This is a genomic window from Curtobacterium sp. NPDC090217 (assembly GCF_044746705.1).
In the GTDB taxonomy this organism is placed as follows: domain Bacteria; phylum Actinomycetota; class Actinomycetes; order Actinomycetales; family Microbacteriaceae; genus Curtobacterium.
This window is the reverse complement of the sequence record NZ_JBIVCR010000002.1, coordinates 249,895-264,142: the sequence shown is the minus strand read 5'-3', so window position 1 is coordinate 264,142 and position 14,248 is coordinate 249,895. Positions and strand designations below refer to the sequence as shown.

The 14,248-nt window shown below is 70.9% G+C and carries 13 protein-coding genes; 11 read left to right on the top strand and 2 right to left on the bottom strand.

From position 1 onward, the window contains the following. Window positions 1-112 precede the first annotated feature (112 nt). The 5 genes from ACIPJ2_RS08905 to ACIPJ2_RS08885 are packed head-to-tail and all read left to right on the top strand — an operon-like array spanning window position 113 to window position 4,669. Entirely contained in the window at window positions 113-382 is a 270-nt protein-coding gene (locus tag ACIPJ2_RS08905; protein WP_281264279.1) for an acyl carrier protein, read from the top strand. Then, on the top strand, window positions 379-1,587 hold the full coding sequence (locus ACIPJ2_RS08900; RefSeq protein WP_402728509.1) for an acyl-CoA dehydrogenase family protein: 1,209 nt from the start codon (window positions 379-381) through the stop codon (window positions 1,585-1,587). The genes ACIPJ2_RS08905 and ACIPJ2_RS08900 overlap by 4 nt, the downstream gene beginning before the upstream one ends. After that, window positions 1,584-2,528, top strand: a complete 945-nt coding sequence (locus ACIPJ2_RS08895) for an amino acid--[acyl-carrier-protein] ligase (protein ID WP_402728508.1) — start codon at window positions 1,584-1,586, stop codon at window positions 2,526-2,528. Before ACIPJ2_RS08900 ends, ACIPJ2_RS08895 begins: the two co-directional genes overlap by 4 nt. Next, entirely contained in the window at window positions 2,525-4,105 is a 1,581-nt protein-coding gene (locus ACIPJ2_RS08890) for an alpha/beta fold hydrolase (RefSeq protein WP_402728507.1), read from the top strand. The genes ACIPJ2_RS08895 and ACIPJ2_RS08890 overlap by 4 nt, the downstream gene beginning before the upstream one ends. 18 nt (window positions 4,106-4,123) lie before the next feature. Beyond that, window positions 4,124-4,669, top strand: coding sequence for a hypothetical protein (locus tag ACIPJ2_RS08885; RefSeq protein WP_402728506.1), 546 nt, complete (start codon window positions 4,124-4,126; stop codon window positions 4,667-4,669). Here the strand turns inward: ACIPJ2_RS08885 and ACIPJ2_RS08880 are convergent. Both ACIPJ2_RS08880 and ACIPJ2_RS08875 read right to left on the bottom strand, forming a co-directional pair. Then, a complete protein-coding gene (locus tag ACIPJ2_RS08880; RefSeq protein WP_402728505.1) occupies window positions 4,605-5,582 on the bottom strand; it encodes an alpha/beta fold hydrolase in 978 nt (325 codons plus the stop codon). The genes ACIPJ2_RS08885 and ACIPJ2_RS08880 overlap by 65 nt on opposite strands. 95 nt (window positions 5,583-5,677) lie before the next feature. Then, complete coding sequence (locus ACIPJ2_RS08875) at window positions 5,678-6,166, bottom strand: peroxiredoxin (RefSeq protein ID WP_402728504.1); 489 nt, start codon at window positions 6,164-6,166, stop codon at window positions 5,678-5,680. A 316-nt stretch (window positions 6,167-6,482) separates the two neighbouring features. Between ACIPJ2_RS08875 and aceE the strand changes: the two genes are divergently transcribed. From aceE to ACIPJ2_RS08845, 6 genes are all read left to right on the top strand, one after another. Next, on the top strand, window positions 6,483-9,227 hold the full coding sequence (gene aceE, locus ACIPJ2_RS08870) for a pyruvate dehydrogenase (acetyl-transferring), homodimeric type (protein ID WP_402728503.1): 2,745 nt from the start codon (window positions 6,483-6,485) through the stop codon (window positions 9,225-9,227). Window positions 9,228-9,262: 35 nt separating this feature from the next. After that, window positions 9,263-10,462, top strand: a complete 1,200-nt coding sequence (locus ACIPJ2_RS08865; protein ID WP_402728502.1) for a CdaR family transcriptional regulator — start codon at window positions 9,263-9,265, stop codon at window positions 10,460-10,462. 91 nt (window positions 10,463-10,553) lie between these two features. Next, on the top strand, window positions 10,554-11,483 hold the full coding sequence (locus ACIPJ2_RS08860) for an ACP S-malonyltransferase (protein WP_402728501.1): 930 nt from the start codon (window positions 10,554-10,556) through the stop codon (window positions 11,481-11,483). Next, complete coding sequence (locus ACIPJ2_RS08855; protein ID WP_402728500.1) at window positions 11,480-12,511, top strand: beta-ketoacyl-ACP synthase III; 1,032 nt, start codon at window positions 11,480-11,482, stop codon at window positions 12,509-12,511. The genes ACIPJ2_RS08860 and ACIPJ2_RS08855 overlap by 4 nt, the downstream gene beginning before the upstream one ends. Before the next feature lie 103 nt (window positions 12,512-12,614). After that, complete coding sequence (locus ACIPJ2_RS08850; protein ID WP_281264269.1) at window positions 12,615-12,863, top strand: acyl carrier protein; 249 nt, start codon at window positions 12,615-12,617, stop codon at window positions 12,861-12,863. Between the two features lie 108 nt (window positions 12,864-12,971). Continuing rightward, entirely contained in the window at window positions 12,972-14,216 is a 1,245-nt protein-coding gene (locus ACIPJ2_RS08845) for a beta-ketoacyl synthase (protein ID WP_281264268.1), read from the top strand. Window positions 14,217-14,248: the final 32 nt, after the last annotated feature.

Here is a 14,248-nt window from a genome sequence, read left to right as displayed (position 1 = left end):
GGGCCCCGCATCGGGACACCCTGAACCGCTGTTCAGCCCCGGGCGGGTCGTTGCGGTTTCGCGCATCCGGACGGCGGCTTTCCGGCGCATCCCCGTCCCTAGGGTTGCTCGCATGCAGCCGGACCAGAACACCCTCGCTGACACGACCGAACAGGCCGTCCGACGCGCACTCGCCGACCACGGGCGGCTCACCGTCGACGCGTGGGACGTGGCACCGATCGCGGATCTCTACCTCCTCGGGCTGACGTCCCACGCGACCGTCAACGTGATGCTCGCGATCGAGAACGACCTCGACGCGGAATTCCCCGACCACCTCCTGCATCGAGCGACGTTCTCCTCCGTGGAGTCGTTGACCACCGCGGCCGCGCAGGTGACGGCGTGACCACGCTGCAGCCGGAGTCCCCGACGCGGTCCGCGGTCGCGGCCGGATCCACCGCGGACCGCTTCGCCGAACGCACCGCCGCCGTCGCAGCCGTCGCCGCGCAGTTCGCGGACGAGGTCGACCGGGACGCCCGGCCCCCGCGCGAGGCGATCGCCGCGATGCGCGAGTACGGCCTGCTCGCCGCCGCGGTCCCGGTCGAACACGGTGGCGAAGGTGCCTCGGTGTCCGAACTATCCGCGATCGCGACCGAGCTCGGCGGTGCGTGCGCGGCGACGGGGATGGTGTTCGCGATGCACCAGGGCCAGGTGATGGCGCTCTGGCGGCACGGCGGCGACGCTGCCGGCGTGCGCGCGATGATCGACCAGGTCCTGGGTGGCGCGCTCGTCGCGTCGTCGACCACCGAGAAGGGCGTCGGTGGCGACGCTCGACGGTCCACCTGCGCGATCGAGGCGTCCACCGAGGCACCCGGTCGCATCCGTCTCCGCAAGGACGCCCCCGTCATCTCGTACGCCACGGAATCCACCGCGGTGTTCGTCACCGCTCGCCGCGACCCCGACGCACCGGCGTCCGACCAGCGCCTCGTGATCTGCGACACCGCACGCACCGTGCTCTCGCAGACCTCGATGTGGGACACGCTCGGACTCAGGGGCACGTGCAGCAACGGGTGGATCCTCGACGCCGAAACCACCCTCGACCACGTGTTCCGCGACGACTACGCCACCATCTCGGCACAGACGATCCTGCCCGTCTCGCACGTCCTGTGGGCGTCGGTGTGGCTCGGCATCGCGGCCTCGGCAGCGGAACGCGCACGCTCGGCCGTCCGCAAGCAGGCACGGGCCAGCGTCGGGATGACACCACCCGGTGCGCTGCGGCTCGCGGAGCTCCTCGTCGACCTCCAGGGGCTCGCCGACGGCGTCCGGCACGCCGCCGAGCGGTTCGACGCCGTCGCCGACGACCCCGACACCCTCGAGTCGAGCGCCTCCGCCCTCGCCGCGAACGCGCTGAAGATCGGCGCCTCCCAGAAGGTGACGGACATCGTCACCGCAGCGCTCCGCATCGTCGGGATCGCCGGGTACGCCGCGTCGGGACCGATGAGCATCGCCCGGCACCTCCGAGACGCACACGGCGCCGCCGTCATGGTGAGCAACGACCGTCTCCTCCAGAACGACGCCGGCCTGGCACTCATGAGCGGAGCGATCCTGTGACCATCACCGAAGCACCCGTGACCGCGACGCCGCTCGACCACGCTCGCGCAGCACTCCGGGCACGACTGCTCGCCGATCGCGTCCTCATCGACCTCGGCTCCCCCGGGCTCTACGGCCGCACCGGTGTCTTCGAGCGCGTGTACACCGCCGTCGACACCGCTGCCGTCCGCTCGATGGCGGACCTCGACTCCGAGGTCCTCCGCTTCCCACCCGTCGAACCGCTCGCCGCGTTCGAGCGCACCGACTACATCGCCTCGTTCCCGGACCTCGCGGCGTCGATCTCCGGCTTCACCGGCGGCGACCGCAAGCACCGCGAGCTCCTCGCGGCGCGGGAACGCGGCGAGCGCTGGGAGTCCTTCCTGGAGCCGGCGGACCTGATGCTCGCCCCAGCGGTCTGCCACCCGGTCTACGGCCTGGTCGGTGACACGGTGCAGCAGGCCGGCCGGTCCTTCGACATCGTCGGCGACTCGTTCCGGCGTGAGCCATCGCTCGACCCGATGCGGCTGCAGGCGTTCCACATGCACGAGTTCGTCCACATCGGCACACCCACATCGGCGAAGGCGCACCGCGACGGACACATCGCCGTGATGCGGTCGCTCCTGGAGGGCTTCGGGCTGGACATCGACGTGGTCCCCGCGAACGACCCGTTCTTCGGCCGCGTGGGCAAGATCCTCGCGCGCAACCAGGTCGAACAGGCGCTGAAGTACGAGTTCGTCACGCCGGTCTACGGTGACGCGGGCGAGGCGACCGCGATCAGTTCCGCCAACCTCCACGAGGACCACTTCGGCCTGTCCTTCGGGATCCGCACCGAGGACGGCGAGGTCGCCCACAGCGCATGCCTCGCCTTCGGCCTGGAGCGCATCACGATCGCCCTGTTCGCCGCGCACGGCACCGACCCCGCCGCGTGGCCATCGGCTGTCCGTCGCGCGCTGACGCTGTGACCACCACGCACGGGTGGTCGGGTTCCCCGGCTTCCCGGGTCGCGGTGCAGACGCCGCCGTCGGTGCGCGCCGGGGTCGTGATCTGCACACCGCTCGGACAGGAGGGCGTGCTCGCGTACCGCACGTTCCGCCTGCTGGCGGACCGCCTGGAGGCTCGTGGCGTGGCTTCGGTGCGCTACGACCCGTCCGGCCGTGGCGATTCCGAGGACGACGCCGACCCCGACGCGCCGGTCCGGTCCGCTCGCAACGCGGCGGCCGTGCTCCGCACGGCCGGGGTCGAGCGGATCGTCTTCGTCGGACTCGCCTCAGGCGCGCTCATCGCCTCCGCAGCCGCGACCGAGGGCGACGGCCTGGTGCTCTGGGACGCGCCCGAGTCCGGCCGCGCCTGGCTGCGTCGACAGCGTGCGCTCGCGACGCTGACGATCGAGGCCACCCGTGTCGTCGACGGCGTCGAGACCCTCGTGGGGATCGACCTGGACCCGGCGCAGGCCGCAGCCGTCGCCGCGCTCGTGCACGTCGAACGGGACCCCCGCTCCACGCTCGTGCTGGTGCGGCCAGGGGCGCGAGGCCCTCGAGCGGTCGGTGGTCTCCCGGTCGTCGAGGTACCTGGGAGCGCAGAGCTGCTCGACGAGATGAGCATCCACGCGCGCATGCCGGTGCAGGCGGTCGACACGGTGGTCGCATGGGTGGACGAACACGTTCCCGCGGCGACGGTCGCGTCGAGACCGCCACGTGTCGACGCGGTCCTCGACCTCGACTCCGGGATCTCGGAGCACGTCGTGCACCTCGGACCGGAGTCGCTCTTCGCCGTGGAGACGGTCCCCGCCGGCGCGACGGACGACGCTCCCGTCGTCGTCCTGCACACCGGCGGCGCCGAGCACCGCGTCGGCGGGAACGACTACCAGGTCGCGCTCGCCCGGGCGCTCGCCGAGGACGGTGCCAGGGTCGTCCGGGTCGACCGCCGGGGCACCGGGGAGAGCACGGCGGTGTCCGCCGGTGAGCACAACCACCTGTTCGCGCAGACGTGGGTCGACGACCAGGACGCGGTCGTGTCCGCCCTCGGGGTCGACGGCGACCGGCTCGCACTGGTCGGCATGTGTGCCGGTGCGTGGCTCGCCGGCCGCTCGGCGGCGCTGTCCCCGCGGCTGGTCGTGGAGATCAGCCCGAACGACTTCCGCCGGCGACCCGCCGCACCGGGGGGCCACAGCGCGGCGGCCGCGTGGTCGCCGTCGCCCGCCCGGCTGTGGATCCGGTCCTGGTACGACCGTGTCGTGCCGCAGGTCGTCCGTGCGCACGTCGAGCGGAGCCGCACCGGGGGTGTCCTGCAGCACGTGCGACCACTCGTGGCGGCCGGCACCGAGGTGGTGGTGATCGCGGCGCCCGTCGACATCGCGACGTTCGAGCGTCTCGGTGGCCGCGCGGCGCTCGAGCGGTACGCACCAGGGCCCCACCCCGGCTCGCTCAGCCTGGTGCCGGTGCCCGACGGAGACCACGCGCTGTTCTCCCAGGGCATGCGGCGGACGGTGGTGTCCGAGGTCCGATCCCGGGTCGCGGCACTCGTGCCGGAGCGCGTCTGACCGAGTACACACGGAACAGTGCGAGGAGCAACGGCGACTGCGACCCTGACGGCCGCCACGCTCGTGGTGCTCCTCGCGGGGTGCTCGGCGGTGCAGGACGGTCCGCCGTGGCCGCGCCCGACCGACCTCGCGGCACGGGCCGAGGCCGCAGGGCTCCACGACGTGTGGGGACAGCGACTGGCCGAGCACGTCCACACCCACGTGACGATCACCGACGGTGACGAACCGGTCGTGATCCCCGCGGACATCGGCCATTCGGACCGTCGGCACTTCGCCGCGGAGATCCACACGCACGACACGTCGGGCATCGTCCACGTCGAGTCACCGGTCCGTCAGGACTTCACCCTCGGGCAGTTCTTCGACGAGTGGGGCGTCCCGTTGAGCGCCTGGGGTGTTGGCGGTCTGCACGGGGACCTGACCGTGTGGGTCGACGGCCGCCGGTACCTGGGGAACCCGCGGTCGATCGAGCTGGAGGACCTCGGCGAGGTCGACCTCGTCGTCACGACCGTCGGCGAGGTCCCACGTCGTCCGCCCGCGTTCGACTGGCCGCCGCAGTACCACTGAGCGCGGCGACCACCGCTGCCGGGTGCTCGACGTGGGCGAAGTGCCCGCAGTCGTCCAGGAGCACCGTCCGCGTCTGCGGCACCACGCGTGCCAGGTCCTCGAGGTCCCGGACGCGGGCGAAGACGTCGTCGCGCCCGGAGACCGCGGTCACGGGGCACCGGATCCCCCGCCAGCGGTCCGTGTCGTAGGCGGCGCCCGATCGTGCGGCGGCGAGGAAGCCCGCAGGCCGGAGCTCCTCGACGAAGGCGTCGAGCACGCTCCGGTCCAGGCGCCGCACGTGGGTGAAGACGGGTGCGGCGAGCAACCGCAGGAGACCGATGCCGGCGAGCACCCGGAGCATCGGGACGGCCGCGCCGCGCGTGACGGCGAGGCCGGCCCGCAGCAGTGTGAACGCGGGGACGGTCAGCACGCCGCGCAACGGGTGCCGAGCGGCGTCGATCGCGGCGAACGTCGTCCCGGAGACGAGCGTCACCGAACGGGTCCGGTCCGGGGCGGCGACCGCGAGGTGCATGCCGACGAAGGCGCCCATCGAGTGCCCGACGACGTCGACGACCGGGACGCCGAGCGCATCGAGCACGGCGGTCAGCACCACGACGGCGTCGTCGACCGACAGCGGCGTCCGAGGTGCGGGCGACGACCCCCAGCCGGGCAGGTCGACGAGGACCAGCCCGCGGCTCGGGAAGCCGTCGGCGGCCTCGAGCAACGGGGTCCACGTGGTCCAGGAACCGGCGACCCCGTGGAGGAACAGCAGGGGCCGGTCTCCGCTGCGGGCGTGCACCACGACGGGACCGTGCACGGTCGGGACGACCGTCCTGCGGAGCGACCACCTGGCGGCGTCAGCCGTCACCGGGAACGGCGCGTACGCGTCGGTCGTGCCCGCCCGCGGTGTTGCGGCGGTGTCGATGGCGTGCACCGAGCCTCCTGTCCGGTGCCTGCGCACCCAGGAGGTGTTCGGAACCGGACCGGTCGACGGTTGGTGCGACGGACCGCCCGTCAGGCGACCGACTGTCAGGCGACCGGGACGGGCGCCGTGCAGGCGGCCAGCCGGTCGAGCGCCGCGCGGTACTCGGTGACGTCTCGGGCGACGCCGGGCTCGGAGATGATCGAGGCGCGGATCCGGCCCTGGACGTCGATGACGAAGGTGGCGCGGTTCGCGAAGCCCTTGTGCTCGAGGAAGACCCCGTACTCCTTCGAGACGGCGCCGTGCGGCCAGAAGTCCGCGAGGAGCTCGAAGTCGTAGCCGTTGAGGTCGGCGAACGAGCGGAGCGTCGCCTTCGAGTCGACCGAGATGCCGATGAGCTCGACGCGGTTGTCCTGGAACATCGCGATGTTGTCCCGGAGGGCGCAGAGCTCGCTCGTGCAGGTCGACGAGAACGCGAGCGGGAAGAAGACGAGTGCGACCGGGCGGGAACCGCGGAAGTCGCTGAGGCGGACGTGCTCTCCGAACTGGTTCGGGAGTTCGAAGTCCGGCGCGAGTGAGCCGATCTCCAGTGCCATCGTTGCGTGTACTTCTTCCTCGGGCTGCGGGTGTGCCCGTCGATCCATGCACGCGCAGGGTCGCACGGGCACGATCGGCAATCGTACGCCGACGACACGCGAATGCAAGCACGTGTTCACGAGCGTGCGGACACACGTCACCATCAGGGTGCTCGTCGGTCGTGGGGCCCAGACGTGTTCCGTGTGGACGGCGGCTCCCACAGGCGACTGGTCGGCAGTGGGGCCTAGAGTGGACGGCGGCTCCCACCGCTGGTCGTGACCCGACCGACCGGTGCGCCACCATGTCCACCACCACGAGAACGAACCGAGGTCAAGGGTGACGGTGAACGACCAGGACCCGTACAGCAACGGCAGCACGGACCAGGACCCGGAGGAGACCGCCGAATGGCGTGAGTCCCTCGACGGACTGGTCGCCGCACACGGTCACGAGCGTGCGCGCGAGATCATGCTGAGCCTGCTCAAGCGGTCCAAGGAACTGCACCTCGGCGTGCCGATGGTCCCGACGACGGACTACGTCAACACGATCGCGCCGGAGAACGAGCCGGAGTTCCCCGGCGACGAAGAGCTCGAGCGTCGCTACCGCCGCTGGATCCGCTGGAACGCGGCCATCACGGTGCACCGCGCGCAGCGCCCCGGCATCTCGGTCGGCGGCCACATCTCGACCTACGCGTCGAGCGCCGCCCTGTACGAGGTCGGCTACAACCACTTCTTCCGCGCGCAGGATCACGCGTCCGGCGGCGACCAGGTCTTCTTCCAGGGCCACGCCTCCCCCGGCATGTACGCCCGTGCCTACATGGAAGGCCGCCTCGACGAGAACCAGCTCGACGGATTCCGCCAGGAGAAGTCGCACGAGGGCGGCGGACTGTCGTCGTACCCGCACCCGCGCCTCATGCCGCACTTCTGGCAGTTCCCGACCGTGTCGATGGGCATCGGCCCGATCAACGCGATCTACCAGGCGCAGCAGGCCAAGTACCTGTCGAACCGCGGCATCAAGGACGCGTCCGACCAGCAGGTCTGGGCGTTCCTCGGCGACGGCGAGATGGACGAGGTCGAGTCCCGTGGGCAGCTGCAGGTCGCGGCGAACGACGGGCTCGACAATCTCAACTTCGTGATCAACTGCAACCTGCAGCGTCTCGACGGCCCGGTCCGCGGCAACGGCAAGATCATCCAGGAGCTCGAGAGCTACTTCCGCGGTGCCGGCTGGAACGTGATCAAGGTGATCTGGGGCCGCGAGTGGGACGACCTGCTCGCCCGCGACACCGACGGCGCGCTGCTCAACCTGATGAACGTCACCCCCGACGGTGACTACCAGACGTACAAGGCCGAGAACGGCGCGTACGTCCGCGAGAACTTCTTCGGGCGCGACCCCAAGGCGCTGCAGCTCATCGACGGCTACAGCGACGACCAGGTCTGGAACCTCAAGCGCGGTGGCCACGACTACCGCAAGGTCTACGCGGCGTTCAAGGCCGCGACCGAGCACAAGGGCCAGCCGACCGTCATCCTCGCGAAGACGGTCAAGGGCTACGGCCTCGGCCCGAGCTTCGAGGGCCGCAACGCGACCCACCAGATGAAGAAGCTCACGCTCGACAACCTCAAGCAGTTCCGCGACGAGATGCGCATCCCGATCTCCGACGCGCAGCTCGAGGAGAACCCCTACACGCCGCCGTACTACCACCCGGGGAACGACGACGAGGCCATCCAGTACATGCACGAGCGACGTCAGGCACTCGGCGGGTACGTCCCGGAGCGTCGCACCAAGTACACGTCGATCACGCTGCCGGACGACTCGAAGTACCAGGTCGTCAAGAAGGGTTCCGGCAAGCAGGAGATCGCCACCACCATGGCGTTCGCCCGTCTGCTGAAGGACCTGCTGCGCTCTCCGGACTTCGGCGACCGCGTGGTCCCGATCATCCCGGACGAGGCACGTACGTTCGGCATGGACGCGTACTTCCCGACGGCGAAGATCTACAACCCGAACGGGCAGCACTACACGTCCGTCGACCGCGAACTCCTCCTGGCGTACAAGGAGAGCCCGCAGGGCCAGATCATCCACGTCGGCATCAACGAAGCCGGTGCCCTCGCGGCCTTCACCGCCGTCGGCACGTCGTACTCGACGCAGGGCGAACCGCTCATCCCGGTCTACGTCTTCTACTCGATGTTCGGCTTCCAGCGCACCGGCGACGCCATCTGGGCCGCCGGCGACCAGATGACCCGCGGGTTCATGATCGGCGCGACCGCCGGCCGCACGACGCTCACGGGCGAGGGCCTGCAGCACGCCGACGGACACTCGCTGCTGCTCGCGGCGACGAACCCGGCCGTCGTGTCCTACGACCCGGCGTACGGCTACGAGATCGGGCACATCGTGCAGTCCGGCCTGGACCGCATGTACGGCACGAACGAGGACGGCTCGCCCAAGCACGCCGACCCGAACGTCATGTACTACCTGACGGTCTACAACGAGCCCATCGTCCAGCCCGCCGAACCCGAGGGCGTCGACGTGGACGGGATCGTCAAGGGCATGTACCTGCTCAAGCCGAGCGAGCACGACGGCCCGAAGGCGCAGCTCCTGGCGTCCGGTGTCGCGGTGCCGTGGATCCTCGAGGCACAGCAGCTCCTGGCCGAGGACTGGGGCGTCTCCGCAGACGTCTGGAGCGTCACGAGCTGGGGTGAGCTCTACCGCGACGGCCTCGACGCGGAGCAGCACGCCTTCCTCAACCCGAACGAGCAGCCGCGCACGCCGTACGTCACCGAGCGCCTGCTCGCGACCGAGGGTCCCGTCGTCGCCGTCAGCGACTTCATGCACCAGGTCCAGGAGCAGATCCGCCCGTTCGTGCCGACCGACTACGCCACCCTCGGCGCCGACGGCTTCGGCTTCTCGGACACCCGTCCGGCCGCCCGTCGCTTCTTCCACATCGACGGCCCCTCGGTCGTCGTGCGGACGCTGCAGCAGCTCGCCCGCCAGGGCAAGATCGACGCGGCGCTCGTCCAGCAGGCGATCGACAAGTACCGGCTGCACGACGTGACCGCCGGCACGACCGGTTCCGCCGGCGGCGAGAGCTGACACCGGCGGTGACGACACCCCGCACCGACCCTGCCGTGGGCCGGGAGAACGACCGCGAACGCGCGCTCTCCTGGCTCCGGCAGGTGTCGGGCGAACTCTCGACCGCCACGATCAAGCGGCTCGAGGACACGCTCCCCTGGTACAGCGAGATGCCCCCTGGTCGACGCTCCGCGGTCGGCATGGTGGCGCAGGCCGGCATCACGTCGTTCATCTCGTGGCTCGAGGGCAGCGCGTCGACACCGTGGATCGCCGCGGCCGACGTGTTCGGTTCCGCGCCGCGGGAACTCCTCCGCTCGGTGAGCCTGCAGCAGACGCTGCAGCTCATCCGCGTCGTCGTGACCGTGGTCGAGGAGCGCGCCAAGGACGACGAGATGCTGCAGGAGGCGATCCTGAAGTACTCGCGGGACATCGCGTTCGCAGCCGCCGACGTCTACGCGCGTGCTGCGGAGGCCCGCGGGCTCTGGGACGCGCGGCTCGAGGCGCTCGTGGTCGACTCGATCCTGTCGGGCGAGTACGACGACGAGCTGCCGTCACGGATCGCGGCGCTCGGCTGGCACGGTCACGGCGAGGTCGCGGTGCTGGTCGGCACGGCGCCAAAGCAGCTCGAGGTCGACCAGGTCCGCCGTGCTGCCCGCCACATGGACGCCGACGTGCTCATCGGTGTGCAGGGGTCGCGGCTCGTGGTCGTCATCGGTCGCTCGACCCCGCGGGACGACGTCCCCGAAGGCGAAGAGCCCGTCTCGTTCATGGCCATCGCGCAGGCACTGGAGCCGATGTTCGGCGAGGGGCACCTGGTCCTCGGCAACGAGGTCCCCGGGGTGGTCGACGCCTCGACCTCGGCGAAGGCGGCCCTCGCCGGGTTCGCCGTCGCGCGTGCCTGGCGCGGCGCTCCCCGTCCAGCGCTCGCGGACGACCTGCTCCCCGAGCGAGCACTGGCCGGCGATCCCCTCGCCCGCTCCGCCCTCGTCCAGCGCATCTACGTCCCGCTGAAGGACCAGTCCACCGAACTGCTCCAGACCCTCTGGTGCTACCTGGACACCGGTCGGTCCCTCGAAGCCACGGCCCGCGAGCTCTTCGTGCACCCGAACACCGTCCGATACCGGCTCCGTCGTGTCGCCGACATCATCGGGTGGGACGCCACACACGCCCGCGACGCCCTCATCGTGCAGTCGGCGCTCATCCTCGGCGCGATGTCCGAGTCGGCCTCTGGTCGACGCCGGATCGGACGCCGGTGACCTCCGACCGTAGGGGTCCCACAATGTCTCGAGCGGATTCGTGTCGGGAGTCCACACGGGGCGCACGCGTCGCGGCAGACAGGATTGTCCGGTGATCGTCGTCGTCGCGCCCGGACAGGGCTCCCAGACTCCCGGCTTCCTCGCCCCGTGGCTCGAGGACGCCGCCGTTCGTGAACGTGTGGGGCAGTGGTCCGAAGCGATCGGCGTGGACCTCGCCGTGCACGGCACCGAGTCCGACGCGGACACCATCAAGGACACCGCGCTGGCCCAGCCGCTCATCGTGGCCGCCGGCATCATCACCGCCAACGCACTCCTCGCCGACGGCCGCCGTGCCCTGGTCGGAGGCGTCGCCGGACACTCGGTCGGCGAGTTCACCGCCGCTGCCGTCGCCGGCATCCTGCAGCCGACCGACGCCGTCTCCCTCGTCGCTGCCCGCGGCCGGGCGATGGCCGACGCCGCAGCGCTCGAGCCGACCTCCATGGCGGCCGTCCTCGGTGGTGACGCCGACGAGGTCGCCCAGGCCCTCGAGGCACACGGCCTCGTGCCCGCGAACCACAACGGCGGCGGGCAGACCGTCGTCGCCGGCGCTGCCGCAGCGATCGCGGCACTCGCCGAGAACCCGCCGGCGAAGGCCCGCGTGATCCCCCTCGCCGTGGCCGGCGCGTTCCACACCCGGTACATGGCCCCCGCGGTCGAGCGTGTGGCCCCAGTCGCCGCCGGCACCACCGCAGTGGACCCGACACTCCCGATCTGGACGAACGCCGACGGTTCGCGCGTGGACGACGGCCGGCAGTTCGTCGACCTGATGGTCCAGCAGATCGCGAACCCCGTGCACTGGGACTCCGTGATGGAGTCCTTCCAGCAGGCCGGTGTCACCGGCATCATCGAGCTCGCACCGGCCGGTGCGCTCGTCGGACTCGCCAAGCGCGGCCTGCGCGGCACCCCGACGGTCGCGATCAAGTCCCCCGAGGACCTGCCGGCCGCGATCGAGCTCCTCAGCACCGCGGAGGTGTCCGCATGACCGACGTGTCAGAAGCCGTCGAGCCGACCGGCCGGCCCGTCCTCGCGCAGCGCAGGGGCCACGAGTTCAGCCGCATCATGGCGTTCGGCGCCGCGCGCGGTGAGCTCACCGTCCCGAACGACGACCTCGTCGGACCGATCGACTCCTCCGACGAGTGGATCCGGCAGCGCACCGGGATCATCACCCGGATGCGCGCCGGAGAGGGCGTCGAGGCGGTCGACCTCGCCGAGACCGCGGCGCGCGAAGCGATCGCGAAGGCCGGGCTCACCCCCGACCAGATCGGTGTCGTCCTGGTCAGCACCGTGACGCACACGGTCGCGACGCCGTCGATGGCGTCGCTCCTCGCCGAGCGCATCGGCGCCACCCCGGCTGCGGCCTACGACATCAGCGCCGCGTGCGCCGGGTACGCCTACGGCATCGCCCAGGCCGACTCGTTCGTGAAGTCCGGCATCGCCGACCACGTGCTGGTCATCGGCGCCGAGAAGCTCAGCGACATCGTCGACCCGACCGACCGGTCCATCTCGTTCCTGCTCGGTGACGGCGCCGGCGCGGCGGTCGTCGGCCCGAGCGACTTCCCCGGCATCGCCCCGACCATCTGGGGATCGGACGGGTCCAAGTGGGACGCGATCGGCATGACCTCGACCTTCAACGAGTGGGAAGCGGGGGCCGCGCGGCCGACGATACGGCAGGCCGGTCAGACCGTGTTCCGCTGGGCCGTCTGGGAGATGGTCAAGGTCGCCCGCGAAGCGCTGGAGACCGCAGGCGTCCGCCCCGACCAGCTCGCCGCGTTCGTCCCCCACCAGGCGAACATCCGCATCATCGACGAGTTCGCCAAGCAGCTCGGCCTCCCCGAGTCCGTGGTGATCGCCCGCGACATCACGACCACCGGCAACACCTCGGCCGCGAGCATCCCGCTCGCCACCCACCGCCTGCTCGACGAGCACCCGGAGCTGTCGGGCGGACTCGCCCTGCAGATCGGGTTCGGCGCCGGACTCGTGTTCGGCGCGCAGGTGGTCGTGCTCCCCTAGTCCACCGACTCACCCACAGGCCTGCCAGGCTGCGGGCACGGGACCACCCCGTGCCCTAGGCTGGTCCACGGTCAAACGACACCCCCCTCAAGGAGACACCATCATGGCCCTGTCCAACGAAGACGTCCTCGCCGGCCTGGCCGAGCTGATCAACGACGAGACCGGCATCGCGACCGACACCGTGCAGGCGGACAAGTCGTTCACGGACGACCTCGACATCGACTCGATCTCGATGATGACCATCGTCGTGAACGCCGAAGAGAAGTTCGACGTCAAGATCCCCGACGAAGAGGTCAAGAACCTCAAGACCGTCGGTGACGCCGTCGACTTCATCGTCAAGGCCCAGGCCTGATACCCACAGCCCTGGCGCGAACTTCCTGAACGCCGCGGTCCGGCTCGACCCTTCCGGTCACGGGCCGCGGCGCTCTTCATGTCCACCTCAGAAGAAACAAGTCGTTCCATGACCAACAAGACCGTCGTCGTCACCGGGATCGGTGCGATCACCCCTCTCGCCGCGACTGCCTCGGAGACCTGGGACGCCCTGCTCGAGGGCAAGTCCGGCATCACCAGGCTCGAAGACCCTCGCTACGCCGAGCTCGACATCCCCGTCGAGTTCGCGGGCCAGGCCCGGAAGTTCATCACCGACCAGCTCACCCGCCCGGAGACGAAGCGGTTCGACCCGTCGTCGCAGCTCTCGCTCATCGCCGCGCGCGAAGCCTGGGCCGACGCCGGCATCGACAACGAGACCGTCGTCCCCGAGCGTCTCATCGTCGACTGGGCGACCGGCATCGGCGGCGTGAACACCCTGCTCGACGCATGGGACACCCTGCGCGAGAAGGGCCCGCGCCGCGTCCTCCCGATGACCGTGCCGATGCTCATGGCGAACGGTCCGGCAGCGGCCATCGAGATGGAGTTCGGTGCCCGTGGCGGCGCTCGGACGTACCTCTCCGCATGTGCGTCGTCCACGGAGTCCCTCGCCGAGGCGTACCGGCATGTGGCCACGGGTGAAGCCGACATCGTCATCGCCGGTGGTGCCGAAGCAGCGCTCCACCCGATGCCGCTCGCGTCCTTCGCCGCGATGCAGGCGCTCTCGCGTCGGAACGACTCCCCCGAGACCGCCTCGCGTCCGTACGACGTCACGCGCGACGGCTTCGTGCTCGCAGACGGCGCGGCTGCCCTCATCCTCGAGACGAAGGAGCACGCCGAGGCCCGCGGCGCGAAGATCTACGCCGAGGTCGCCGGCGCCGGCATCACGTCAGACGCCTTCCACATCACCGCTCCGGACCCCGAGGGCAGCGCGGCCGCCCGTGCGGTCCTGACGGCACTCGAGCACGCCGGTGCCTCGCGCGACGACGTCGCGCACGTCAACGCGCACGCCACATCGACCCCGGTCGGCGACATCGCCGAGTACCACGCCATGCGTCGCGTCTTCGGTGACCACCTCGACTCCGTCGTCGTCTCGGCGACCAAGGCGTCCACCGGGCACCTGCTCGGTGGTGCCGGTGCGATCGAGGCGATGTTCACCGTCCTCGCGCTGCACAACCGGGTCGCGCCGCCGACGATCAACCTCACCGAGCAGGACCCGGAGATCGTGATGGACGTCGCGACGGCTCCGCGCGAGCTGCCGGCGGGCGACCTGCTCGCGGTCAGCAACTCGTTCGGCTTCGGCGGCCACAACGCCGTCGTCGCGTTCCGCACGGCCTGACACCGATCAGCCAGGAGGCCCGTCTCGCGTCT